Genomic DNA, 25884 nt, shown 5'->3' with positions numbered 1-25884 from the left:
GCGGGCAAGCAATCGAAAAGAAAGGACTTTTTATGATAAAAAAATACCTTACAAAAAAAGGAGAGACTAGATATCTCTTTCAAACATATCTGGGCATAGACCCTGCTACTGGAAAAGAAAAGCGTACAACACGCCGTGGTTTTAAAACCATTAAAGAGGCAAAGGCTGCCGAACGTGACCTTCTCTTAGATGTTGAAGAGAATGGTTTTTCAAACAATGAAGATTTCCAGAACCCTACTTTTGCTGAAGTCGCTGAGTTGTGGCTTGATAGCTATAAAAACACTGTAAAACCAACAACCTATCAGAATGTTAAGAAAAAACTTGATGTTATGATTGACTTGTATTTTACAGATATGAAAATCCAGCAGATCAGTGTAGCTTATTGTCAAAAGGTTGCTATCAAGTTGAGTAATCGCTATATCCTCTATGCCAATTACTACTCTGTAATCAGCCGTATTTTTAAATATGCCACTTCTATTGACATCATTAAGTCAAATCCCTTAGACAAGATTATCAAGCCTAAAAACAGGCCATTGAAGGGCAAAGAAAACCACTATACAAAACAGGAGCTAACAGAGTTTCTTAAAGTTTGCAAAGTAGATTGTAAGCCTGTAGAATATACCTTTTATCACTTACTAGCTTTTACAGGTTTGAGATGTGGTGAGGCGCTTGGACTCATGTGGTCAGATGTTGATTTTGAAAATAAACGATTAAACATTTCTCGGACAGCTGTCGTTGTTAATAAAAAACAAACTGTTCAGGAGCCTAAAACCAAAATGAGTAAAAGGGTTATCACTTTGGATGATGAAACTCTGAATGTGCTGAAACTCTGGAAACGTCAACAAATAAAAGAATATTTTCAGGCTGGTGTACCTTACAAACATGATTCAAATTATATCTTTACGAACAGTTTCGGAGGTTGGATTTCTCCTTCAGCTGTAAAAGAGAGACTTAGAAGATTCTTTTGTGAACATAATAATGTCAAAAAAATTACTCCTCACGGTTTCAGGCACACACACGCTTCTCTCCTCTTTGAAGCTGGTGTTACAGCCAAGATCATTTCAGACAGATTAGGTCATAACAATGTCCAAACCACTCTTGATATGTACACCCACATCAATGACAATCAACGTGTTGAAATTGTGGATCAGCTCATGACTTTTATCCGTTCAAGCTAAAAGTAAAGTCGTATTCAATCTCGTATTCACTTTTAGATATACACTATAAAACCAATGATTTCAAGGGTACAGGAAACCGTGAGCAGTTTATAACATAAAATAGATATAATGAAAAGCCTTTCCTAATTGCATTTTTAATAAATTTATAAATCCAGCAATCGTTTACATTGTTTTAATAATAAGCTTTTAGAAGTTTTAGTTATTAGAATATTGAGGTTATATGGAATAACTTTTATTCCATTTAATATATTTTATTTTTACAATTTAAAAACGATTTTCTCTGCAAGCCTATTTTGTAAAAGAAAAAGAGAGAATCATTCTGATTCTCCCTGATACACTAACTCTTCTTAATCAACATATGTATCTTCATTCTTATTTAGAAAGGCATACGGTAAACCAATCAGAAGACCTCCACCTATAAAGTTAGCAATAAAGGTTACACCCCAATGTCGAAGGATATTTGGAAGATCAAAGTGAGGTACTTGATCAGCAATCATGCTGAATTTCATAATACTAAAGGAAGCAAAATTGGCAGCGATGTGCTCATTGGACAAGAAGACAAACATTGAAATAGCTGATAAAATGATCCATAGTTTGGCAGCACCATCTTTGACTAATATAGACGAAAGAATAGCAATATTTACAAATACATTGGCAAGAATTCCCTCAAGCAGGACTAAATCACTTGGACGCGCCAATTTCTTGGCTACAAGCTTAGGAAGGAAGCTATCATGGGTCAAATGGGAAAAGGCTGACGAGTTGGCAAAGGCCCATCCAGCCACCAAGGCACCAATGAGATTAAACAAAGTACAATAGAGTAAAATAATCATTGCCTTTTTCCAATCAATCTTTTTCAAAAATGCGCCTGCTGTTAAATACATCATATTGGAAGTTACCAATTCCGCATTTAGGAAGACAATATAAACCAGCCCCCAAGCAAAAACAAATGGAAACAGGAAATACCCACTACTTGGAACAATACTATTAAGTAAATCTGCACCAATAGCACCAGCAGCTGTACTGAAGGTTAAAAAAGCACCTGCAAACATAGAACGAATCGCATACTTTAACTTACTTTGCTTGAAAAGACTTTCTTTCTTGTGGCAATAATAATCAATCTTCGAAATAAACTCTGACGAACTCATAAACGTCTCCTATTTTTTTATATTTAGTATTATAACAAAAAATATTAAAATAGGTAATTGTTTTTGAAAAATGCTAGTATTTGTATTGATTTATCATTACTTAACATGCTTATAAAGCAATATAAAAAGAACCAGTAAAATAAAATGTTTACTGATTCTTTAACTATTAATAGCGTTGTTTATATGGTTGATTGAAAGCTGTTAGAATTTCTTCAGGGGTTTGTGAATAATCTTTTTCTTCTTTTAAGTCACCTTTAACGATAATCCGTTCTGTCGCATCATAGTCAACACAGGTTACAAGTGTGATTTCATCAACACCATTACGGTCATCAATCTCGTCAACTCGATCTGGAGTCACATGCTTCACTTCACGGATTTCGTAGGTATAAACTTTATCCTTATCAGTTAGATAAATTTTCATCCCATTTTTAGCGCGTGCCAGTGGGGAAAAAAGCATTTGACTGGCATTTTCCGCAGTGAAAATGTGATGGCTCGCAAGTGAATAGTTTCCTTTCCCCATCACTTGATCACGCTTCATTGTACCTGCACCATAGAAGAGATTAACATTATCCAGTCCCTTAAAAATAGGCAAGTTAATTTCTACCTCAGGGACAGCAATTCCACCGATAACTGGCAATTTTTGCGAATCCCATTGTGAGGACAAGACAGCTTCTGACGAGATGGCTTTTACGGAATCAAAGTCAAAATTCCCTTCTGTATCTTGATTTTCTTCCAATTTTTCTTTTGATACTTGGCTGACTTGGTATTTATTGGTATTCCAAACCATGAACATATCACGAATTTTTGAATTGAAAATCAAAGCTACTGACAAGAGGATTAAAAAACCTGCCAAGATATTGATTAGTAAATTTTTACGGTTTGTTTTCTTTTTGTTCTTTTTATGAGGCATTATGCTTCACCTTCTGTTTCGTTTTCTGTCCCAACCTCTTCTTTTTCTGCCGCTGTAACCGTAGTAAAGGTTACAATTTTAGCATCTTGGTCCAGGCGCATCACTTTAACTCCCATAGTTGAGCGACCTGTTTGTGAAATATTGGCAACGTTGGTTCGAATCATGACACCTGTATCAGTGATAATCATCAAATCTTCATCACCTTTAACTGTCATAAGACCAGCAAGGGAACCATTCTTTTCCGTAATTTTAGCAGTTTGCATCCCTTTACCACCACGACCTTTAGTTGGATATTCAGTCGCAACTGTGCGCTTACCATATCCTTTGTCTGTGATGATAAGAACCTCGTCCTGGTCTGTAATAACACTAGCCCCAACAACTGTGTCCCCCTCACGGAGATTAACACCTTTCACACCCGTAGCGATACGGCTCATTCCACGAACGGCTGATTGATTAAAGCGAACTGCATAACCAAACTTGGTACCAATGATAATATCCGTATCTTCTTCTGTCAGTAAGACATTAATCAATTCATCTTCATCCTTGAGGTTCAAAGCCTTGAGACCATTCTGGCGAATGTTAGCAAATTCCTTAACACTGGTTCTCTTCACAATACCATGACGGGTTGTGAAGAAGAGGTAAGCATCATCACTGCGTTCAGACTCAACATTGATGATGGTTTGAATACTTTCGCCTTCATCCAATTTCAAAAGATTGACAATCGGCAAGCCCTTAGCAGTACGGCCATACTCAGGAATTTCATAGCCTTTCAGGCGATAAACACGGCCTTTATTTGTAAAGAAGAGTAGGTGATCATGGGTGCTAGTCGACACTAACTCACGAACAAAATCGTCATCCTTAACACCTGTTCCTTGAACACCGCGGCCACCACGTTTTTGAGCGGTGAACTCAGCTTGGTCGAGACGTTTGATGTATCCCTTGTTAGAAAGTGTAATCAAGACATCCGTTTCTTCAATCAAGTCCTCATCTTCGAGGCTTAAGACTTCACCAACCATCAATTCCGTACGACGTTGGTCACCAAATTTATGCTTGACTTCGTCTAATTCATCTTTAATGATTTGAGAAACACGTTCTGGCTTAGCTAGAATATCTGCTAAATCTGCAATCAGAGCCAAGAGGTCATCATACTCAGACTGAATCTTATCGCGTTCCAAACCTGTCAAACGACGAAGACGCATATCAAGAATGGCTTGACTTTGACGTTCAGATAACTTGAATTTGCTCATCAACTCAGCTTGTGCTTCAGCATCCGTTTCACTAGCACGGATGATACGAATCACTTCGTCGATATGGTCTAGCGCAATCAAGAGACCTTCTAAAATATGAGCACGCGCTTCCGCTTTTTCCTTGTCAAAACGTGTCCGACGAACAACCACTTCTTTTTGGTGCTCAATATAAGCATCCAAAATCTGACGAAGAGACAAAATCTTGGGTACACCATTTTGGATAGCAAGCATATTGAAACCAAAGTTGGTTTGCATCTGGGTCATCTTGAAAAGATTGTTGAGGATAACATTTGCTGAGGCATCGCGCTTAACTTCGATAACAAATCGAACACCTTCACGGTTTGATTCATCACGAACTGCTGTGATGCCCTCAATACGTTTTTCCTGAACCAAACGAACAATATGCTCATGCACCTTTGTTTTATTGACCATATAAGGAAATTCCGTTACAACGATGCGCTCACGGCCAGTCTTAGTTTCTTCAATTTCAGTACGAGAACGAAGGACAATAGAACCTTTACCTGTTTCATAAGCCTTATGAATACCTGATTTCCCCATAACAAGAGCACCAGTTGGAAAATCTGGTCCAGGTAAGACTTCCATCAAGTCCTTAGTGGTCACTTCAGGATTGTCCATGACCAACTTCACTGCATCAATGGTTTCACCCAAGTTATGAGGTGGAATATTGGTTGCCATCCCAACCGCAATACCAGTTGCTCCATTAACCAAAAGGTTTGGAAAGCGCGCTGGCAAGACTAAGGGTTCACGTTCATTAGCATCATAGTTATCAACGAAATCAACTGTATTTTTATTGATATCACGAAGCATCTCCAGAGCAATCTTGCTCATGCGTGCCTCGGTGTAACGTTGGGCGGCAGCACCATCACCATCCATGGAACCAAAGTTTCCATGGCCGTCGACAAGCATGTAACGGTAACTCCACCATTGAGCCATGCGGACCATGGCTTCATAGATAGAGGAATCCCCGTGTGGGTGGTATTTACCCATGACGTCCCCTGTAATACGAGCAGATTTTTTATGGGGTTTGTCTGGAGTAACACCCAATTCATTCATTCCATAGAGAATCCGACGGTGAACCGGTTTCAAGCCATCTCGAACATCAGGAAGAGCCCGCGCTACGATAACACTCATAGCGTAGTCGATAAAGCTCGTCTTCATCTCCTTTGTCAGATTGACATTCACTAAATTTCTATCCTGCATTAATAAATGCCTCATTTCACTATTAGTAATTAACTATATTATACCATAATGTCCGCTATATTTCAGGTATCTAAAATCACTAAAACGTTTACATCAAGAACTGAAATGCATATCCGTGACAAAGCTTTTTAAAAGTGATAGAATTAAAATAACTGGGAAATCCCTGAATAAAATTAAGGAGATGTTTAGAATAATGACTTCAACTAAACAACACAAAAAAGTTATCCTTGTCGGTGATGGTGCTGTAGGTTCTTCTTACGCTTTTGCACTTGTTAACCAAGGAATTGCACAAGAGCTTGGAATTATCGAAATTCCACAATTGCATGAAAAAGCTGTTGGTGACGCGCTTGACCTTAGTCACGCCCTTGCCTTCACTTCACCTAAAAAAATCTATGCAGCTCAATACTCTGACTGTGCAGACGCTGACCTTGTTGTGATCACTGCAGGTGCGCCTCAAAAACCAGGTGAAACTCGTCTTGACCTTGTAGGTAAAAACCTTGCTATCAACAAATCAATCGTAACTCAAGTTGTTGAATCAGGTTTCAAAGGTATCTTCCTTGTTGCTGCTAACCCAGTTGACGTTTTGACTTACTCAACTTGGAAATTCTCTGGTTTCCCTAAAGAACGCGTTATCGGTTCAGGTACTTCACTTGACTCAGCTCGTTTCCGTCAAGCACTTGCTGAAAAATTGGATGTAGATGCTCGTTCAGTTCACGCTTACATCATGGGTGAACACGGTGACTCTGAGTTCGCTGTTTGGTCACACGCAAACATCGCTGGTGTAAACCTTGAAGAATTCCTTAAAGACACTCAAAATGTTCAAGAAGCTGAATTGATTGAATTGTTCGAAGGTGTACGTGATGCAGCCTACACAATCATCAACAAAAAAGGTGCAACATACTACGGTATCGCAGTAGCCCTTGCTCGTATCACTAAAGCAATCCTTGACGATGAAAACGCAGTACTTCCACTTTCAGTATTCCAAGAAGGTCAATACGGAGTTAAGAATGTCTTTATCGGTCAACCAGCTGTTGTTGGTGCACATGGTATCGTTCGTCCAGTAAACATTCCATTGAACGACGCAGAAACTCAAAAAATGCAAGCATCTGCTAAAGAATTGCAAGCTATCATTGACGAAGCATGGAAAAACCCAGAATTCCAAGCAGCTTCAAAAAACTAATTTAGATAGAAATAACTCCTTGACTCATCAGGGAGTTATTTTTTATCTCTATCTTAACTAAACATTTTATGAAGTTTATGTAAAAAACAACATAACTTTAAAAGCTATCATGTCACAGTTTGGGCATAAATCCGAAAAACCACCAATTAGATCTATACTCACGTTACAAAAGGTCTGGAGCAAGCAGTACTTGATGCACTTGATTCCGTCGTATTAAATCGAAAGTAAAAAGTTTGCCCCCTTTTTTGCCCCCTGGTAAAAAAAAGACCTATCATACAGGCTAGAAAGCTTGATGTGATAGGCTTTTTTCATTTTAATTAACGTACTGTACGGATACGCATTGTGTTTGTACGTACAGCTTCTCCAAGTGGTACACCAGCTACGATAACGATATCATCACCAGATTGTACAAGACCTGCTTCAACTGCTTTACGTTCAGCAATTTCGAACATATCGTCAGTTGAAGATGGAGCATCTGTCAACATTGGGATAACACCCCAGTTCAACATCAATCCACGTTCTGTCAATTCGTCGAATGTCAATGCCAAGATGTCAGCATTTGGACGGTATTTAGAGATCAAACGTGCAGTGTGACCTGTCTTAGTAAGAGTTACAACCAATTTGATATCCATTGAGTTAGTAGCATCTTTAACAGCTGAAGCCATTACTTCTGTCTTAGAGTTACGTTCAAATGAATCTGAGTTCAAACGACCGTATTCGTTAAGAAGTGTTTGAGCGTTCTTGTCGATTGTAGCCATTGTAGTTACTGACTCAAGTGGGTATTTACCATTTGCAGACTCACCTGAAAGCATTGTTGCGTCAGTTCCATCGATAACAGCGTTAAATACGTCTGATACTTCTGAACGAGTTGCACGTGGTTTTTCAGTCATTGTTTCAAGCATGTTTGTTGCAGTGATAACAACTTTACCTGCAGCGTTCACTTTAGTGATGATCATTTTTTGGTAAACTGGAACCATTTCGAATGGTACTTCGATACCCATGTCACCACGAGCGATCATGATACCATCAGCAGCTTCGATGATTTCATCCAAGTTATCGATACCTTGTTGGTTTTCGATTTTAGCGAACAATTGAACATGTCCATTTCCAGTTTCTTCACAGATTGCACGAACTTCGTTCACATCTTTTGCAGTACGTACGAATGAAATCGCGATGAAGTTGATACCTTGTTCAAGACCGAAACGGATATCGTCGTTATCACGTTCAGCAAGTGCTGGGAAAGGAATTTTAGTGTTAGGGATGTTTACACCTTTTTGTTTAGCAATAACACCGTCATTTTCCACTTCAACTTCAAATTCACGAGTTGCATCATCTTTAGCAACAACGAGAAGACCAAGTTTACCATCGTCAATCAAAACTTGACGACCAACTTCAACATCATCATAGATATCAAGAGCACCAGCAACGTTCAATGCGATTACATCACGAGTTGATTTGATTCCTTGTTTAGTAGCAACACGGATTTTCTCACCAGTTGTGTAAGAGTACTCTTTTGCATCTCCTTCAAACAATTCAGTACGGATTTCTGGTCCTTTTGTATCAAGAAGGAAACCAACTTTTTTACCTGCAAGTTTTTCAGCAAGTTTAACAGTTGCCATACGGTCACCTTGTTCTTGGTGGTCACCGTGTGAGAAGTTGAAACGGAATGTGTTAGCACCAGCTTCAATCAATTTAGCAATGTTTTTAGCTGAAGCTTCAACATCAAGTTTTTCGCCCCAGTATCCGTCATCACCGAATTTTTTACCACCACGGATTTCTACCGCAGGTCCCAAAGTTGCAACGATTTTTACACGTTTGTTCATGATTTTTGTGACTCCTTTATATATATGACCTTTTTGGTCTTATTAACTAAATTATAAATTATGACAAGCTCTTATTCAAGCTAGATAGCTCAAGGTCAGCCTTGTGTGGGTTGTTAACCACAATCTTACCATCTGCAGTAAGGCTAAACAATGCTCCTTCTTCTGCAGTTCCAAGAATTGGGTTTTCAACCATTTTCTCGTTACGGATACCAACCGCAACACCACCGATACCTTCTTTAAGAAGTTTAACAGCATGTGCACCCATACGTGATGCCAAAACACGGTCACGCGCAGTTGGAGAACCACCACGTTGAATATGTCCAAGTTCTGTCACACGAAGGTCACTTGTGTCTCCAGCTTCTTTTAGTTTTTGACCAAATTCAGCCGCTGACATCACACCTTCAGCCAAGACGATGATATTGTGTTTTTTACCACACTCATAACCACATTTAATGCTTTCTACGATATCTTCAATCTTGAAGCCTTCTTCAGGAATGATGATTTCATCAGCACCAGTTGCGATACCTGACCAAAGAGCGATATCACCTGCGTTACGTCCCATAACTTCGATAACAAAAGTACGACGGTGACTTGATGACGTATCACGAATCTTATCGATAGCGTCCATAGCAGTCGTAACCGCTGTGTCAAAACCGATTGTAAAGTCAGTACCAACGATATCGTTATCAATTGTACCTGGAAGACCGATAGCTGGGAAGCCATGTTCAGTCAAACGCATAGCACCGTGGTAAGATCCGTCACCACCGATAACAACTACACCTTCAATCCCGTGTTTTTTCAATTGCTCAATCCCTTTAAGTTGCCCTTCAAGTTGAGCGAACTCTGGGTAGCGAGCTGAGTGAAGGAAAGTACCACCACGAGAAATGATGTCCCCTACTGAAGCTGCATCTAGGGGATGAATTTCACCGGCAACCATACCAGCATATCCATCATAGATACCAAACACTTCCATTCCTTCTGAAATTGCTTGACGAACAACTGCACGGATGGCAGCGTTCATACCAGGGGCGTCTCCACCACTAGTCAAAACAGCAATACGTTTCATATTGGTTATGCTCCTTTTTCTTTTAACATTCTTACTGATTATACCACATTTACGTTGAAAATTCTTCTATTTTCCGTAATTTTAGCGATAAATCGTTTTCATAACGATTCCATTCAATTTCGCCTCTAATTCATCAGATTTAGCTACAAAATGGTTGGGAGAAACAATTGTTCTCTGTTCCTCTTCATACCTGATAATGACTGGGATTGGGCCTTTATACTGGTCTAAAATACGTGTCATTTCTTGATCCGAGTCATGATTTTTCACCTGAATCCAAAAGCGCTCAGCAACTGCTTCTCTTATTTCTTGTGCAATCATTTGCAGACGACCGTCACGTGACTGGATTTTTCCTTTTATATAGTAGAAGGCTCCTTCTCTTACTTCCTGTCCAACCTGTCGATATAAATCTGAAAAGAGGGTAACATCCAATTTTTTCTTACTGTCATCCACCTGTAAGAAAGCCATATTTTCACCCTTTTTGGTACGAATTACTTTTATTTTCTGAACTTCAACCAAAATAATAGCGTAGCTATTTTCTGACAAATTTCCAATTGGGGTAATAGGGTAAATAGCCTTACTTGCAATAGCTTGTAAGGGATGTTTGCTGACACCTATCCCTAAAAGCTCTTGTTCCATGTAGAATTTTTCTTGCTCCGTCCAGTCCTCTGAATCTTGCCAACTATAGATGGTCTCTCCAAATAAGCTTCCTAATACTTTCACAAATTCAAATAGATTAGCTAAATTATTGAATACTTTTTGACGATTTTTTTCAAATGAATCGAAAAGACCAACTTTTACCAAAGGTTCCAGCAAGGGAAGTTTCAAATAATTCTCAGGTAGTTTAGCTAAAAAATCTTCAATGTTAGAATATGGTCGATGTTCGATAATCCAAAGCGCCAAATCCTTGCTGAGCCCCTTAATCGATTTCAAACCTAAATAGATAGACTTGTTGGCAATTTTATCGTGATAGGGAATAGTATTGATGGACAATGGGGCTACTTCAAAACCTGCTTCTAAGGCATCTGTTACATAATCACTGTTGGCAGAATTCAACATAATCTGATAAAAGATAGCTGGATAATGTGTTTTAAAATAAGCCAACTGGAAGGCCAAGGCTGAGTAGGCGTAGGCGTGTGACCTGTTAAATCCATAACCTGCAAACTTCTCCATAACATCAAAAACCTGCTCTGCTTTTTCCGCAGTATGACCAGCTTCTATGGAGCCTTGAATAAAGGAAGTCCTCATCTCATGCATAGCAGAGGCATCCTTTTTACCCATAGCTCGACGCAAAATATCGGCCTTCCCAAGACTAAATCCAGCAAATCGCTGAGCAACCTGCATAACCTGCTCCTGATAGAGCATAATGCCGTAGGTTGGAGCCAAAATATCCTCCAGCACTGGATCCAGAACCGTCACTTCTTCTTGCCCATGCTTTCTAGCTACAAAATTATTGATATAATCACTAGCACCTGGTCGATTTAGGGAAGTAGTTGCTACGACATCTTCAAAACAGACTGGCTGCACACGCTTGAGTAGGCGAATAGCACCAGGTTGTTCAAATTGAAAGATACCTTTTGTATTACCAGAAGCAAAAAGAGCTAACGTTTCTTTGTCTTCCAAATCAATTTCTTCTATTTTTATATGAATACCTTCTGTTTCAGCAAGCAACTCTTGCATTTTCTGAACAAAGGTCAAATTTCGTAGCCCCAGAAAATCCATCTTCAAAAGTCCACTCGCTTCGACTCCATGAGCATCATATTGAGTCAGTGGAATTTCGTCACCATGCTTTAGAGGGATGTAATTGGTCAAATCTTGGTCACTGATTACAACACCAGCTGCATGGATAGAGGTTTGTCTTGGATATCCTTCAATCTTGCAAGCAATCTCAAAGGCTTTTTGGTATTCTAACTTACTATTAATTTGCTGACGAAACTGCAGATTGCCCTCATAGGCTGACTTAAGATTGTCCCGAAAACTGATTTTCTTAGTAATTGCAGATAATTCATACTCGGGCACACCAAAGCGTTTCAATACATCTCGAAGAGCTTGCTTAGCCCCAAAGGTAGAAAAAGTAACGATTTGAGCAGCATGTTTACTGCCATATTTATTGCCAACATACCTGATAAAATCTGGACGATAAATATCAGGAATATCAATATCAATATCAGGCATAGTATAGCGTTCACGATTGAGGAAACGTTCAAAAATCAGATTTTTCTCTACTGGGTCAATCCCTGTAATATCTAAGGCATAGGAAACCAAGCTACCAACTGCTGAACCCCGTCCCATTCCCATATAGTAGCCATTCGAACGTCCAAAACGTAGCAAATCCCAGACAACCAAGAAATAATCGTCAAAGCCCATATCATGAATAACAGCCAATTCTTGGTCTAGACGGTCTTGATATTCTTTACTAGACAACCCCTTCTGAGCAAGTCCCAGTTCAGCACGTTCTCTCAACTCTTCTACTGCTGGTCTCGCTGGATTAAAACGAGGCAGTTTCAAACTAGTATCCAAGTCGTAAGAAATACCTGAAATAAGCTTTTCTAAATTGTCCAAGGCTTGCGGAAAACGTTCTAGGAATAATTTCTCTAAAGAACTTGCTGATATAAAGACATCTTGTCGCGAGCGCAAAGGAACTTCTCTGAGCGGTATATTTTCTTTAATCGCTGTTAGTACTTGAAGAACTTCTCTATCCTTACTTTCAAATGTATTGACCCGATAAAGGGGCAAAATAGGATGATGAAATTCGCTTGCTAGTGTTTCTGGGTAAACCCCTATATAGTAATCACAGCCTAGATTTAACAACTCAAGTTCTTCAAAATAAGGCACAATTACCGTAATATCCTCTAGATACTGAGATAGAACTGACCAACTTTTCTCCCCCTGCATCTTAGCTGTTGAAAGTTTCATCAACTGCTGATAGCCCACACTAGATAGAGCTAAAAAGCGCAGATTCACATCCTTGTCATCTACAAGCACATTCATTTCAAGCCCTAACAAAGGATGAATGCCGTATTTTTTTGTAACCTCTAGAAAGTCGAAAGCCCCATAAAGATTGTCAATATCCATCATAGCCAGATGAGTGTATCCATAGTCTTTTGCTACTCTCACATACTTGTCAATTGAAATGACACTCTCCATAAAACTATAGACTGTTTTTGTATCTAGTTGTGCGATCAATTTACACTTCTCCTCTATCGTTCTCACTATATTATACCATTTTCTTTAAATTTCTATTAGTATTACTGATGCTTTAATATCTAATAACTCAAATCATAGTTGACTAGACGATTCTTGCCCGATTTTCAACAGCATCGCTAATATTTTTGTATTTAAGCTTATCATTTTACTTGTTTATTTCATAAGTACTTATTTTTATTTATTATAATTTCTGTTAATTTTTATAGTTTCTTTTCTCTCTATTTTTTGATATAATAACCTTAATATATTTCATAAATAGGAGGTTTTATGCGTTTTAATCAATTCAGCTATTTTGCGCTACCTAGAGATACAATTATCTTTGAATTAAAAAAGTATGGATTCGATTTACCGGTCAACATTACAAATAAAAAAACGCTTGAAGCGTTTCTTATTCGTTTCTTTTTTAATTACAAAGATAGCACCTATCCCCTATCCAGTTTAGCAGTTGATAAAGATACTGACTTACTTACATTTTTTCAGTCAGACAAAGAACTGACCGCAGATATTTTCTATACTGTAGCCTTTCAACTTTTAGGTTTTTCTTATTTGGTTGACTTTGAAGATAGTGATGTTTTTCGTAAGGAGACTGGATTTCCCATTGCATATGGTGACTTGATTGAAAATCTCTATCAGTTACTCAATACTCGCACCAAAAAGGGGAACACTCTTATCGACCAACTTGTCAGTGATGGTCTTATTCCTGAGGATAATGACTATCACTACTTTAACGGCAAGAGTTTGGCTACCTTTTCTAGCCATGATGCCATTCGCGAAGTCGTTTACGTTGAGTCTCGTGTCGATACTGACCAAAAAGGTCTACCAGACCTAGTCAAGGTCAGCATTATTCGTCCTCGTTATGACGGGCAAATCCCTGCCATCATGACAGCCAGTCCCTATCATCAGGGAACAAATGACAAGGCGAGTGATAAGGCTCTCTACAAGATGGAGGGCGATCTTGAGGTTAAGCCTGCTCACAAGATTGAGCTAGAGGAACCTCAACTAAATCTCGTCCAACCTCAAGGTCAAGCTGAGCTTGTGTCAGAAGCTGAGGAAAAGCTAATGCACATCAACGCTAGCTATACTCTCAACGACTACTTCCTTCCACGAGGCTTTGCTAATCTCTATGTCTCAGGCGTTGGAACCAAAGACTCTACAGGTTTCATGACTAATGGAGACTACCAGCAAATCGAAGCTTATAAAAATGTCATCGATTGGCTTAATGGTCGTTGCCGTGCCTTCACTGACCACACGCGCCAGCGTCAAGTCAAGGCTGACTGGTCAAACGGAAAAGTTGCCACAACGGGACTTTCCTATCTAGGTACTATGTCCAATGGTTTAGCAACTACAGGTGTCGATGGTTTAGAAGTTATCATTGCCGAGGCTGGCATTTCTTCATGGTACAACTACTACCGTGAAAACGGTCTGGTGACTAGCCCAGGTGGATATCCAGGGGAGGACTTTGACTCCCTTGCTGAACTAACCTACTCTCGTAATCTCTTAGCTGGCGACTATATCCGTGGCAATGAAGCTCACCAAGCTGACTTAAAAAAAGTAAAAGAGCAACTAAATCGCAAGTCTGGCGACTACAATCAGTTTTGGCATGACCGCAATTATCTGCTCAATGCTGATAAAGTAAAGGCAGAGGTTATCTTTACTCATGGTTCTCAGGATTGGAATGTCAAACCACTTCATGTTTACCAGATGTTCCATGCTCTTCCATCTCATATCAATAAGCATCTCTTTTTCCATAATGGCGCTCATGTGTATATGAACAACTGGCAGTCCATTGACTTTCGTGAATCCATGAATGCCTTATTGACTAAGAAATTATTGGGACAAGATACAGATTTCCAACTTCCTACTGTCATTTGGCAGGACAATACAACCCCTCAGACTTGGTTACCACTTGATACCTTCTGTGAGCAAGAGAAGTTTGAAACCTTCTCACTTGGTCAAGAAGAGCAAGTTATTCAAAACCAGTACTCAGATAAAGATTTTGAGCGTTATGGTAAGACATACCAGACCTTCAATACAGAACTTTATCAAGGAAAAACCAATCAGATTACTATTGACCTTCCTGTAACTAAAGACATTCACTTGAACGGTCGAGCTCAACTCAATCTTCGTATCAAATCCAGTACAAACAAGGGTCTCTTATCAGCCCAACTACTGGAACATGGACAAAAGAAATACCTACAACCTTATCCAGCTGTTTTAAGTGCTAGAACCATTGACAACGGTCGCTACCACATGTTGGAAAATCTTAACGAATTGCCTTTTCGTGAAAATGCACATCGCGTCGTGACAAAAGGCTACCTCAATTTGCAAAATAGAAATGATTTACTGTTAGTAGAGGATATTAAGGCAGATGAATGGATGGATATCCAGTTTGAACTGCAACCAACTATTTACAAGTTAAAAGAAGGAGATACTCTTCGTTTAGTCCTCTATACTACTGACTTTGAAATCACCATCCGTGACAATACTGACTACCACCTGACTGTCGATCTTGAACAGTCTACACTTCTCTTACCTTGTCAAAAGGTATGATATCAGACTTTCAATATGGAAGATTTCCACTTAAACAGTTGAAACAAACATAAACTTGGTATCAAATGCAATCCCGATATAGGCTTATGATAGGTCTACACGGAAGCTTTGACAAAAGATACTAAAACCCTAACCAACATGTGAACTCATTAATAACACTCGCTACCACACCACATGTTGGAAAATCTTTGTGAATTGACATTAATCGTAAATTCACAACAAGTCGTGACAAAAGGCTACCCTAATTGAATGATTTACTGTTAGTAGAGGACACCAATGTAGATAAACGGATAAGATAGCCTATTCATCTACACTCAACTAGTGACAAGTTAAAAGAAGGAGATTTTCTCCGTATAGTTCTTTATACTACTGACTTTAAAATCATCCTACGTGACAATACCGCTTACCACCCGACTGACGATTTCGTTCAGTCCACGCTTTCTGTACCTTGTACAAGGAGTAACATTTTATGAATAAATCTGAACACCGACACCAACTCATACGCGCTCTTGTTGCAAAAAACAAGATTCATACACAGGCTGAGCTGCAAGCCCTTCTTGCTGATAACGACATTCAAGTTACCCAGGCAACTCTCTCACGCGACATCAAAAATATGAACCTGTCAAAAGTCCGCGAAGAGGATAACTCTTACTACGTGCTCAATACAGGCTCTATCTCAAAATGGGAGAAACGTCTCGAAATCTACATGGAAGATGCTCTTGTCTTGATGCGTCCCGTTCAACACCAAGTCCTCCTTAAAACCCTTCCTGGACTTGCGCAATCCTTTGGTTCTATCATTGATGCATTAAGTTTCTCTGACGCTATCGCTACTCTCTGTGGTGATGATGTCTGCCTTGTCATCTGCGAAGATGCAGAAGCTGCTCAAAGATGCTTTGAAGAACTGAAAAAATTCGCTCCACCATTTTTCTTTGAAGAATAAGAAAATTCCGTGTCTGATGTGGCACGGAATTTTGTTATATTCTTTACTGAGATGGATTTTCTTTTTTAGTTCGTGCTAATCTCAGGGCACGATTTGGATTGAGACGATTAAATAGTTCTTCCAATTTCTTTTCATTCCAAACATCTGCGGCAGAAACGAAATTACCATCCGCATCTCGGAAAGATATCGGTTTATCTCCCATATCAGTCTCCTAGTCTACAAATTCAAACTCAAATTTACCAATGCGGACCAAATCCCCATCTTTAGCACCACGCGCACGAAGGGCTTCATCAACCCCCATACCACGAAGCTGGCGAGCAAATTTCATGACTGATTCGTCACGATCAAAGTTGGTCATATTAAAGAGTTTCATGAGTTTTTCACCAGAAAGTACCCATGTTGCATCGTCATCACGACTAATTTCAAAGGCTTTTTCTTCCTCATCAAATCCATAGTAGGCTTCTTCTTCCATATCTGACTCGTCGTAGAGCAAGAATTCTGGTGTCTTGTCTAGCAATTCAGCTGTAGCATCCAAAAGCGTAGCCAAACCTTGCTTGGTCAATCCAGAAATTGGGAAAATAGCTGGTAACTCTTCAAATTCATCGTAGTTTTCAGCCAATTTTTTCTTGAATTCTACAAGATTTTCCTGACTCTCAGGCATATCCATCTTATTGGCTACGATAATCTGTGGACGCTCCATCAAACGGAGATTGTATGACTCTAGCTCTTTATTGATAGCAAGATAATCCTCATATGGATCACGCCCTTCACTAGCTGACATATCAATGATGTGAAGGATGACACGTGTACGCTCGATGTGACGGAGGAACTGAGTTCCCAGACCGACTCCCTGACTAGCTCCTTCAATCAAACCTGGTAGATCAGCTACTGCAAAGGATTCACCTGATTGGGTACGAACCATTCCTAGATTTGGCACAATTGTCGTAAAGTGGTAGGCACCAATTTTAGGCTTAGCTGAGGTGATAACACTTAAAAGTGTTGATTTCCCAACAGAGGGGAAGCCTACTAAACCAACATCTGCCAAGATTTTTAATTCCAATTGTAACTCACGTTCCTGACCTGGTTCTCCATTTTCAGAGATTTCCGGTGCAGGATTTTTTGGTGTCGCGAAACGAATATTTCCACGTCCACCACGACCACCGTGGGCAACGATAAATTCTTGACCGTGTTCAATCAAATCTGTCAAGACCTTGCCTGTCTCAGCATCACGCACAGTCGTACCTTGTGGCACTCGAACTCTAAGGTCCTCAGCTCCACGACCATGCATCCCTTTGGTCATTCCTTTTTCACCAGAATCAGCCTTGAAATGACGGTTATAGCGGAAATCCATCAAGGTACGTAGACCTTCGTCTACAACGAAGACCACATTACCTCCACGTCCACCATCGCCACCCCAAGGACCGCCATTAGGGACATATTTTTCACGGCGAAAAGCAACCATGCCATCACCACCATTACCAGCCTTGACCTTAATCTTGGCTGTATCTAAAAACATACTCATTTTCTCTTCTCACTTTAAAAAAGGGCTGGGAAATACCCCAGTCACTAAATTTTCTTGTATCTATTTTATAGATTACTGAGGGCACCAATTGCAGTTGCAAAAATTCCCAATAAACTTGCTACTAGCATGATAATCACGATAAACAAGGTTATTTTCTCAAACATAGTTTTTTTACGATTTCCATTATCTCCAAATGCCATTTTTATCTCCTTCGTTACATTCTATTTTCTATTATCTTAGCATGAATTGAGCTAGTTTTCAATAGTCAGTTGCTACAGGTGCAATAATCCATAAAATGATATAAGCTACAATTCCTGCCCCATAACAAAATGCAAGAACACCCCATATTACACGAACAATAGTCGGATCAATATCAAAATAATTTGCGACCCCAGCACATACTCCAGCAATTTTTTGATCACTACCACTTCTCATCAATTGTTTTTTCATAGCTATTCCTCTTTCTATTCTTCATGGTCTTTCCAATAATCTCTGATGCTGATTAACTGTGTTTTTGAAGCCTTCAGCATGCGTCTAGAGCCTTTTACGGGCACAGCAACCACCTGTTGCGGTAGATACAAAACTGTCTTAAAGATACGCTGAGTGACCGTATCATCTTTGGCTAAATCTTTCTGGAAATTATTTGAAATAATAGCATCAAGATAAAACTCATGCACCCGTTTTCCAAAATTCTCAGCTGAAATCTCATATAATTTCTCTGATAAGGTATGCTCATCCATATCTGGCGTTGCAATCAGGGCCTCCAGAATAGCTCCGGCCAAATCATGTTCCCCATAGTACAAGGTTCCAAACATTTTATCACTGATAAGATTGTCCAGATAAGGATTTCCGTGAGCAATGACAGGCGTCCCACTAGCTAAGCTTTCCAAGTAAGTTAAACCTTGCGTTTCACTTGTTGAGGCCGAGATGAAGAAATCTGCCGCCTTATAGTAAAGAGCGGTCTCACTAGGAGCAATCATCCCTGTAAAGACAACAGAGTCTTGAATCTCTAGTTTCTGGGCTTGCTCTTTGAGATCATCCAGATAAGGTCCATCCCCAGCAACTACCAGTTTAACCTTGTCTTCCTCTTTCAGAACTTCTGCAAAGGCTGCTAGTACTGCTTGAATATTTTTTTCATAGGAGATTCTCGAAAGACTCAGCAACATCTTTTCATCATCTTGAATCCCTAGTTTACTACATAGTTCTTTCAGATTTTCTTGCTTGATTTCTGGACGTTCAAACTTGGCTAATTCAATCCCTGTTGGAATGACTCGTTTTTCAACCTTAACCTTATAGTCAGATAGCAAGTCATGGACAATCTCACTCGGACAAATAACCCCATCCACATCATGCAGGAAACCTCTGACCAGGTACTTTACCATGCTAGGACGAATCAACATCCCCTTAGCAATATAATGTACATAGTCTTCGTATTGGGTGTGATAGGTATGGATGACTGGAATCTTCAATTCACGCGCAATCCAAATCCCCAACAAGCCAAGAGAAAATTCTGTCTGAGTATGGATAATATCCAGTTGATATTGTTTAGCAATTTCAAGCGCCTTGCTGAATCCTCGATAGGCAAAGCGACGATCCTTAAAAGCAAAGAAGGGAACACTTGGAATGCGGATAATTTGCCAATCTTCATAACGATTGACATCCTTATCTGTCGTCGTAAAGATAAAAACAGCGTGCCCCTGCTTTTCAAGTTCTGTTTTCAAGGTTCGAATACTGGTCGCAACACCTGAAACCTGAGGAAAATAGGTATCTGTAAATAAACCAATTCGCATAGATTACCTCACTTTTTACTTTCTCCCTAAAGCGGCTTGTTTCTCATAAAAGTCTAACCAGATTTGTAACAGATGCTCTTCTGAATACTCTCTGGAAATATTCTTAGCTTTTTCTTTCAAATCTTTTAAAGCAGCAGGATTCGCTTGATATTCCAGAATAGCTTCTTTCATCTCTTCTCTATCTGCTGTCGCCCGATAATTTCCCTCCAAAATAACCTTATAGAGATCTAAGTCACGTAACATGATAGGAGCCTCACAACTCGCAGCCTCTAAAATCGTCATAGGAAAGAGTTCATTATAACTGGGTAACAAGAAAAGGTCCGCTAGGGCATACAATTCACGCATTTGCTCTGGTGACACAATACCTGGAAAAATTAAATTTTCAGGTGGATTATCCATAATTTTCTTGTAACGTTCATAACCATCTGTCATACCACCAAAAGAGAAACCACCCGCCCATATAAAGGTAATCTGAGGCAATTCCTCAGCCAGACGGATAAAATCATCAATCCCTTTGCGTTTCTGAACTTGACCAGCACCTACTACGATAAACTGATTGTCACTAAGACCTAGCTCTGTTCGCAGTCTCGCTACCTCTTCTTGTGGAAGTGGATGCCATTTTTCCTTATTGACAAAGTTAGGAATATAGGTCACTTTTTCACGTGGAATACCAGCTGCCACCAAATCCTCAATAAACATAGGATTAACCACAACCAAGTGCTCCATCCGGTTGTAAAAAGAAAATACATAGCGTTTCACAATTCCCTTTAAGAAAAATGGAATTTTCAAACTCCCCTCAAGTGTATCAGGTAAGAAATGCACATAGCCAATTTTCCTTCCTGAGCGTTTCTTTTGGAATGTTGATAAATAATAAGGGAAATCAATTGTATGAAAGTGAGTCACATCTGCCTCTATTGGAAGATTTTCTGTAACAATCAATTGGTCCTTGGCATCACGGTGAAGAAGACGAACTAATTCACGGTAAGCACCTGAAACTCCTTGTCCTGCTACTTTCTCACTTGAACTCAACATATTGATGCGTAATTTCTTTTTTTCCATAACTACTATTATATCATTTTCTTTGAATAAAATCAGCAAAAGAAAGGAGAGACTAGAGGAAAAGAGGGGGAAATTTCCTCGCTTTTCCAATAATCTCTCACATGTTTTTATAGGTTTACTTAATGCCTAGGGCAATGCGTGCATAGCGACTCATTTTTTCAACAGTCCAGGCTGGATACCAGACTAATTTAACCTCAGTATCCGTTACTTCTGGCACCTCTGTCATAGCATCATAAATCTGGTCTGTCAAAAGATCTGCCAGGGGACAACCCATAGTTGTCAAAGTCATATCAATCTCTGTTTGCCCTGTGTCGCCGTCAAAACGAATCTCATAAATCAAACCAAGATTGACAATATCGATTCCCAACTCAGGGTCAATAACTTCTTCCAAGGCTGATAAAATCCGTGTTTTGATGTTTTCAATTTGCTCTTCTGTATAAGCCATATTCATCCTCACTCTTAGTCTTCAATAAAATCACGAAGCGGTTTGCTGCGACTTGGTTGGCGTAGTTTTCTCAAAGCTTTAGCTTCAATCTGACGGATACGCTCACGGGTTACGTTAAAAACTTTACCAACATCTTCAAGGGTACGCATTTTACCATCATCTAGCCCAAAACGCAGACGCAAAACATTTTCTTCACGGTCTGTAAGAGTATCCAAGACCTCATCCAACTGCTCACGCAAGACGATACGAGTTGTATAGTCCACTGGATTTTCAATCACTTCATCTTCGATAAAGTCCCCAAGGTGGCTATCATCCTCTTCACCGATTGGAGTTTCAAGGGATACCGGTTCTTGGGCAATCTTCAAGATTTCACGAACCTTATCAGGTGTCATATCCATTCGTTCAGCGATTTGTTCTGGTGTTGGATCTTGTCCCAATTCTTGAAGGAGATTACGCTGTTCACGAACCAATTTATTGATAGTTTCAACCATGTGAACTGGGATACGGATGGTACGAGCTTGATCAGCAATAGCACGAGTGATGGCCTGACGAATCCACCAAGTTGCATAAGTTGAGAACTTGAATCCTTTAGAATAGTCAAACTTGTCAACCGCCTTCATCAAGCCCATGTTCCCTTCTTGAATCAAGTCAAGAAACTGCATACCACGGCCGACATAGCGTTTAGCAATAGAAACAACCAAACGAAGGTTGGCTTCCGCAAGACGTTGTTTGGCTTCGATATCACCCGCTTCAACAGCTAGTGCCAATTCTTTTTCCTCTTCATTGGTCAAGAGAGGAACGACTCCGATTTCTTTCAAGTACATACGAACAGGGTCATTGACCTTAGCAGAAGTTGACCCAATCAAGTCCTCATCGCTGAGTTCTGGTTCTTCTTCAGAGCTAAGAACACGAGCACTCGGATTTCCTTCGTTATCTGTGATAGAAATCCCTGCATCCTGAATTCGTTGCAAGAGATCTTCAATCCCATCAGCGTCCAAGGTAAAAGGAATAACCAGACTTGCGTTGATTTCATCATCAGTTGCTGTCCCTTTTTGTTTATGATTACGGATAAATTCTGCTACTTGTACGTCAAATGTTGTTACTTCTTTTTGTTTTGTTGCCATTATTACTCCATTCTTCTCTTTTGGGAAATTAAACGTTCCAATTCTTCTAGGGCTGTGTCGGTATCTCCTACATGGCTAGCTTCCTGCACCTTCTTTTTGATTCTCATATTGTCCTGATTCAAGAGAGCCTTGTTTCGAGTCATTTCTACTTCACTTAGTTCCTGAGGTGACATCTCAGCAGGCAAATCCTGAGCTAAGACTTGATACCAAGCTCTTTCAACTTCATCTGTCTGTTCTGCTAAAACTTCTGGAGGAAGATTTCCATACTGGCCAAGCAAGTCATATAAGACCTGAAATTCAGGTGTGGCAAATGCAAAGTCTTCTCTCAAACGGTAATCATTCAAAACAAGAGGGGATTCCATCATTCGATAAAGTAGATGGGCTTCAGCCCTCATAATAGCTGATAACTGCTTGGTGACAGGCATGGTGATTTGCGTCGGTCTGGAAATTCCTTCCATGCGATTCTGCCTTTGCGCCTGACGACTCTCATTAACAATCTGCTCAATCTGGGCATAATCAAAGGACGCCAGACTGTCAGCTAAAATATGTATATAGCTGTTTTGAGCAGTAATAGATTTTTCTTGAACAATCAAGGGAGCTATTTTTTCAATAAACTCAATCTGAGCCTGCAGATTTTCACTATTTTCAGGCTTATACTGGTGAATGTAAAACTCAATCGGACTAATACGAGTTTTCGTTAATAGATAGGCCAAGTCTTCTGGTCCATTTTTTTGTAGATATTCATCTGGATCCAAGTTATCAGGCATGCTGACGATTTGCACAGGCATATCACCAATTTCGTCTAGCGCTTTCAATGTCGCGGCTTGCCCAGCCTTATCGCCATCGTAAACAAGAACCAACTTCTTCGTTAACCTTTTCAGATGCTCAACATGCTCACGACTCAAGGCTGTTCCCATAGATGCGACAGCGTTTTCGATTCCAGCCCGATAGGCTGCAATAACATCCATGAATCCTTCCATCAGGTAAATCTCACTGGTTTTACCAGAAGATTTTTTAGCCCTATCCATATGATATAATTCGTAACTTTTGTTAAAAATTGCAGTCGATCGGCTATTTTTATACTTAGAAGTTTGTGAATCCGTTTTCTGCCAGATGCGACCTGAGAAGGCAATAACCTTTCCTTGGTCATTTGTCAGGGGAAACATAATCCGATTGTGAAAGGTATCTACAAATTGATTGGCATCTGAGAGGTAAAACAGTCCTGAATCTAGGAAATCCTCATCACGATACTGACCAGACAAACGTTGATAGAGATAGTTTCGTTCTGGAGGTGCTAAACCAATCCGAAAATGCTTGAGCACTTCATCTGTCAAACCACGCTGATAAAGGTAGTTTCTGGCCTCCTCCCCCATGGTCGTTGTCATGAGAATAGCATGATAAAATTTGGCTGCATCTTCGTGCATATCATAAAGAGCTTGATGGGGTGAAGCTGGCTTCTGTTCACTATAAAGCGGTTTTTCCACCTCTATCCCAACACGCTGACCTAAGATTTGGACAGCCTCCATAAAGGGAACCCCTTGGTACTCCTCGATGAACTTAAAGACATCACCAGAGCGACCACAACCAAAACAGTGGTAAAACTGCTTGTCCTCTACAACGTTAAAAGAAGGTGTTTTTTCACCATGAAAAGGACAGAGCCCTAGATAGTTCCGTCCTGCCTTTTGTAAAGAAATCACATCTCCTATGACTTCCACAATGTTGGCATTGTTTTTGATTTCTTCAATGACTTGTTTGTCAACCATACACAATACCTCCATGTTATCATAGTTTACTTTATATAGTATACTTTATTTCAGAAAAAAAGTAAACCATTTCACGCATTTTCCCTACTTTATTCAAAGAGTTGATAATAATCAGAGATTTTCATTTTTGCTTTTTCTTCTTGTTTCAAGTCTTGGATGATACGACCTTCCTTCATAACAATCAAGCGATTGCCATATTTGAGAGCATCTTCCATATGGTGGGTAATCATAAGCGCTGTCAGCTGGTCTTTCTTGACAAATTCATCCGTCAATTCCATCAAGGCCACACTGGTCTTTGGATCAAGGGCTGCAGTATGCTCATCTAACAGGAGTAATTCAGGTCGCTTCAAGGTTGCCATCAAGAGACTCAAGGCCTGTCTTTGCCCACCTGATAAGAACTCAATCGGTGTATTCAAGTGTTTCTCAAGACCGTTTCCCACTTTTTCAATAGTTGCCTGAAACTCATCCTTATAGCTAGCCAGACGTCTCGGAAACAGTCCACGCTTTTCACCACGAAACTTGGCAATCAAAAGATTTTCAGCCACCGTCATACGAGGAGCTGTCCCCATCTTGGGATCTTGGAAGACTCGAGACAAATACTTAGCTCGCTTCTCTGGTGAAAATTTGGTAACATCTTCACCTAAAATACGGATGGTTCCACTGGTTAGTGATAAGGTTCCTGCAATAGTGTTAAAGAGGGTTGATTTCCCAGCACCATTTCCACCTAAAATCGTGATGAAATCCTGTTCAAAAATTTCTAAGGAAACATCATTTAAAATAATCTTTTCTTCATCAAAGCCATTTTTAACGACTTTGGTTGCATTTTTTAATTCTACAATTGCTGTCATTTGCTTAATTTGGCTCCTTTCAAGATTGTTTGCTTAAATGTTGGAATCATGAGGCAGACTGCTAAAATCAAGGCACTGTATAAACGAAGGTAACTTGTATTAAAGCCAAGAGCGATAACTGCCCACACTAAGAATTGATAGGCGATAGAACCCACAACGATGGCAACCAGACGCTCTGCCAAGCTCAAACTCTTGAAAATAACTTCTCCAATTATCAAACTTGCAAGCCCCACAACGATAACTCCAATTCCTCGAGATACATCAGCATAGCCTTCTTGCTGGGCAATGAGAGCTCCTGCAAGGGCAATCACACCATTTGATAAAACCAAGCCCATAAGCTCCATGCGTCCAGTATGAATCCCGAAACTTCTAGCCATATCAGGATTGTCACCTGTAGCAATATAGGCTTGTCCGAGTTTAGTGTCCAAGAAAAAGAGCATGAGAGCAATAACAAGACTGACAAAGATAAGACCTGTCAAGAGTTGATTCAAATCCGAATCAAAAGGCAAAACATCCTGAATTTGCTTGGTTCCAAGCAGGCCTAAATTCGCACGTCCCATAATTAAGAGCATGATAGAGTGACAGGAAGTCATCACCAAAATCCCTGAGAGCAAGGTTGGGATCTTCCCTTTTGTATAAAGAAGGCCTGCTGCCATTCCAGCCAAACAACCTGCTCCTACAGCAACAAGAGTCGCTAAAAATGGGTTCACGCCTTTGGTTATCAAAGTGACAGCAACAGCTCCCCCAAGAGGGAAGGAACCTTCTGTCGTCATATCTGGAAAGTTTAAAATCCTAAATGTCATAAAGATTCCCAGACCTAAAATAGCCCAGACAAATCCTTGAGAAATAATAGATAATATCATCTGTTT

At 39.8% G+C, this 25884-nt stretch carries 21 protein-coding genes; 4 read left to right on the top strand and 17 right to left on the bottom strand.

Features of this window, described 5'->3' with window-relative positions; all coding sequences use genetic code 11:
- Positions 1–32: 32 nt before the first annotated feature.
- Positions 33–1178 carry a site-specific integrase gene (locus tag MK480_RS05705; protein WP_268707313.1) on the top strand — a complete coding sequence of 382 codons (1146 nt, stop codon included), beginning with the start codon at positions 33–35 and terminating at the stop codon, positions 1176–1178.
- A gap of 347 nt (positions 1179–1525) precedes the next feature.
- On the opposite strand, the gene MK480_RS05700 is transcribed toward MK480_RS05705, so the two are convergent.
- From MK480_RS05700 to gyrA, 3 genes are all read right to left on the bottom strand, one after another.
- Positions 1526–2323: a formate/nitrite transporter family protein gene (locus MK480_RS05700; protein WP_173876041.1), complete on the bottom strand. Its 798-nt coding sequence runs from the start codon at positions 2321–2323 to the stop codon at positions 1526–1528.
- 166 nt (positions 2324–2489) lie between these two features.
- Positions 2490–3233: a class A sortase gene (locus MK480_RS05695; RefSeq protein WP_045611507.1), complete on the bottom strand. Its 744-nt coding sequence runs from the start codon at positions 3231–3233 to the stop codon at positions 2490–2492.
- Entirely contained in the window at positions 3233–5701 is a 2469-nt protein-coding gene (gyrA, locus tag MK480_RS05690; protein WP_268707312.1) for a DNA gyrase subunit A, read from the bottom strand. Before gyrA ends, MK480_RS05695 begins: the two co-directional genes overlap by 1 nt.
- Positions 5702–5894: 193 nt before the next feature.
- Here gyrA and MK480_RS05685 point away from each other — a divergent pair, with 193 nt between their 5' ends.
- Complete coding sequence (locus MK480_RS05685) at positions 5895–6881, top strand: L-lactate dehydrogenase (RefSeq protein ID WP_000204728.1); 987 nt, start codon at positions 5895–5897, stop codon at positions 6879–6881.
- 317 nt (positions 6882–7198) lie between these two features.
- On the opposite strand, the gene pyk is transcribed toward MK480_RS05685, so the two are convergent.
- The 3 genes from pyk to MK480_RS05670 form a co-directional block, all read right to left on the bottom strand.
- Positions 7199–8704: a pyruvate kinase gene (pyk, locus tag MK480_RS05680; protein WP_125393710.1), complete on the bottom strand. Its 1506-nt coding sequence runs from the start codon at positions 8702–8704 to the stop codon at positions 7199–7201.
- 58 nt (positions 8705–8762) lie between these two features.
- The gene (gene pfkA, locus MK480_RS05675) at positions 8763–9770 is read right to left on the bottom strand and encodes a 6-phosphofructokinase (protein WP_268707311.1); all 1008 of its coding nucleotides are present in this window, start codon (positions 9768–9770) and stop codon (positions 8763–8765) included.
- Between the two features lie 81 nt (positions 9771–9851).
- Entirely contained in the window at positions 9852–12953 is a 3102-nt protein-coding gene (locus tag MK480_RS05670) for a DNA polymerase III subunit alpha (protein WP_268707310.1), read from the bottom strand.
- Between the two features lie 288 nt (positions 12954–13241).
- On the opposite strand from MK480_RS05670, the gene MK480_RS05665 reads away from it, so the two are divergent.
- Together MK480_RS05665 and MK480_RS05660 are read left to right on the top strand one after the other, a co-directional pair.
- The gene (locus MK480_RS05665) at positions 13242–15524 is read left to right on the top strand and encodes a Xaa-Pro dipeptidyl-peptidase (protein WP_268707309.1); all 2283 of its coding nucleotides are present in this window, start codon (positions 13242–13244) and stop codon (positions 15522–15524) included.
- Between the two features lie 469 nt (positions 15525–15993).
- Positions 15994–16464 carry an arginine repressor gene (locus MK480_RS05660; RefSeq protein WP_261240172.1) on the top strand — a complete coding sequence of 157 codons (471 nt, stop codon included), beginning with the start codon at positions 15994–15996 and terminating at the stop codon, positions 16462–16464.
- Between the two features lie 43 nt (positions 16465–16507).
- Here the strand turns inward: MK480_RS05660 and MK480_RS05655 are convergent, their stop codons facing one another.
- The 11 genes from MK480_RS05655 to MK480_RS05605 all read right to left on the bottom strand — a co-directional run bounded on the left by MK480_RS05655 (position 16508) and on the right by MK480_RS05605 (position 25878).
- Positions 16508–16666, bottom strand: a complete 159-nt coding sequence (locus MK480_RS05655; protein WP_001808548.1) for a hypothetical protein — start codon at positions 16664–16666, stop codon at positions 16508–16510.
- Positions 16667–16675: 9 nt separating this feature from the next.
- Positions 16676–17986, bottom strand: coding sequence for a GTPase ObgE (gene obgE / locus MK480_RS05650; protein ID WP_000061647.1), 1311 nt, complete (start codon positions 17984–17986; stop codon positions 16676–16678).
- Positions 17987–18051: 65 nt separating this feature from the next.
- Complete coding sequence (locus MK480_RS05645) at positions 18052–18186, bottom strand: DUF4044 domain-containing protein (protein ID WP_000863859.1); 135 nt, start codon at positions 18184–18186, stop codon at positions 18052–18054.
- 58 nt (positions 18187–18244) lie between these two features.
- Complete coding sequence (locus tag MK480_RS05640) at positions 18245–18436, bottom strand: PspC domain-containing protein (RefSeq protein WP_162489588.1); 192 nt, start codon at positions 18434–18436, stop codon at positions 18245–18247.
- Between the two features lie 14 nt (positions 18437–18450).
- Entirely contained in the window at positions 18451–19776 is a 1326-nt protein-coding gene (locus MK480_RS05635) for a glycosyltransferase family 4 protein (protein WP_268707308.1), read from the bottom strand.
- Between the two features lie 15 nt (positions 19777–19791).
- On the bottom strand, positions 19792–20835 hold the full coding sequence (gene cpoA, locus MK480_RS05630) for an alpha-galactosylglucosyldiacylglycerol synthase (protein WP_239822555.1): 1044 nt from the start codon (positions 20833–20835) through the stop codon (positions 19792–19794).
- Positions 20836–20950: 115 nt separating this feature from the next.
- A complete protein-coding gene (locus MK480_RS05625) occupies positions 20951–21280 on the bottom strand; it encodes a metal-sulfur cluster assembly factor (RefSeq protein WP_000331925.1) in 330 nt (109 codons plus the stop codon).
- Between the two features lie 14 nt (positions 21281–21294).
- Positions 21295–22404 (bottom strand): RNA polymerase sigma factor RpoD, encoded by a 1110-nt coding sequence (gene rpoD / locus MK480_RS05620; protein ID WP_045611498.1) that lies wholly within the window; start codon positions 22402–22404, stop codon positions 21295–21297.
- 2 nt (positions 22405–22406) lie between these two features.
- Positions 22407–24167: a DNA primase gene (dnaG, locus tag MK480_RS05615; protein WP_268707307.1), complete on the bottom strand. Its 1761-nt coding sequence runs from the start codon at positions 24165–24167 to the stop codon at positions 22407–22409.
- An 89-nt stretch (positions 24168–24256) separates the two neighbouring features.
- Positions 24257–25015, bottom strand: coding sequence for an ABC transporter ATP-binding protein (locus MK480_RS05610; RefSeq protein ID WP_004254621.1), 759 nt, complete (start codon positions 25013–25015; stop codon positions 24257–24259).
- Positions 25012–25878: an ABC transporter permease gene (locus tag MK480_RS05605; RefSeq protein ID WP_084863531.1), complete on the bottom strand. Its 867-nt coding sequence runs from the start codon at positions 25876–25878 to the stop codon at positions 25012–25014. Before MK480_RS05605 ends, MK480_RS05610 begins: the two co-directional genes overlap by 4 nt.
- Positions 25879–25884: the final 6 nt, after the last annotated feature.

It is taken from the genome of Streptococcus mitis (assembly GCF_026782895.1).
GTDB classification, from domain to species: Bacteria; Bacillota; Bacilli; order Lactobacillales; family Streptococcaceae; genus Streptococcus; species Streptococcus mitis_CB.
The sequence above is the reverse complement of the archived record's forward strand: the minus strand, read 5'-3'. Positions and strand labels throughout refer to the sequence as shown.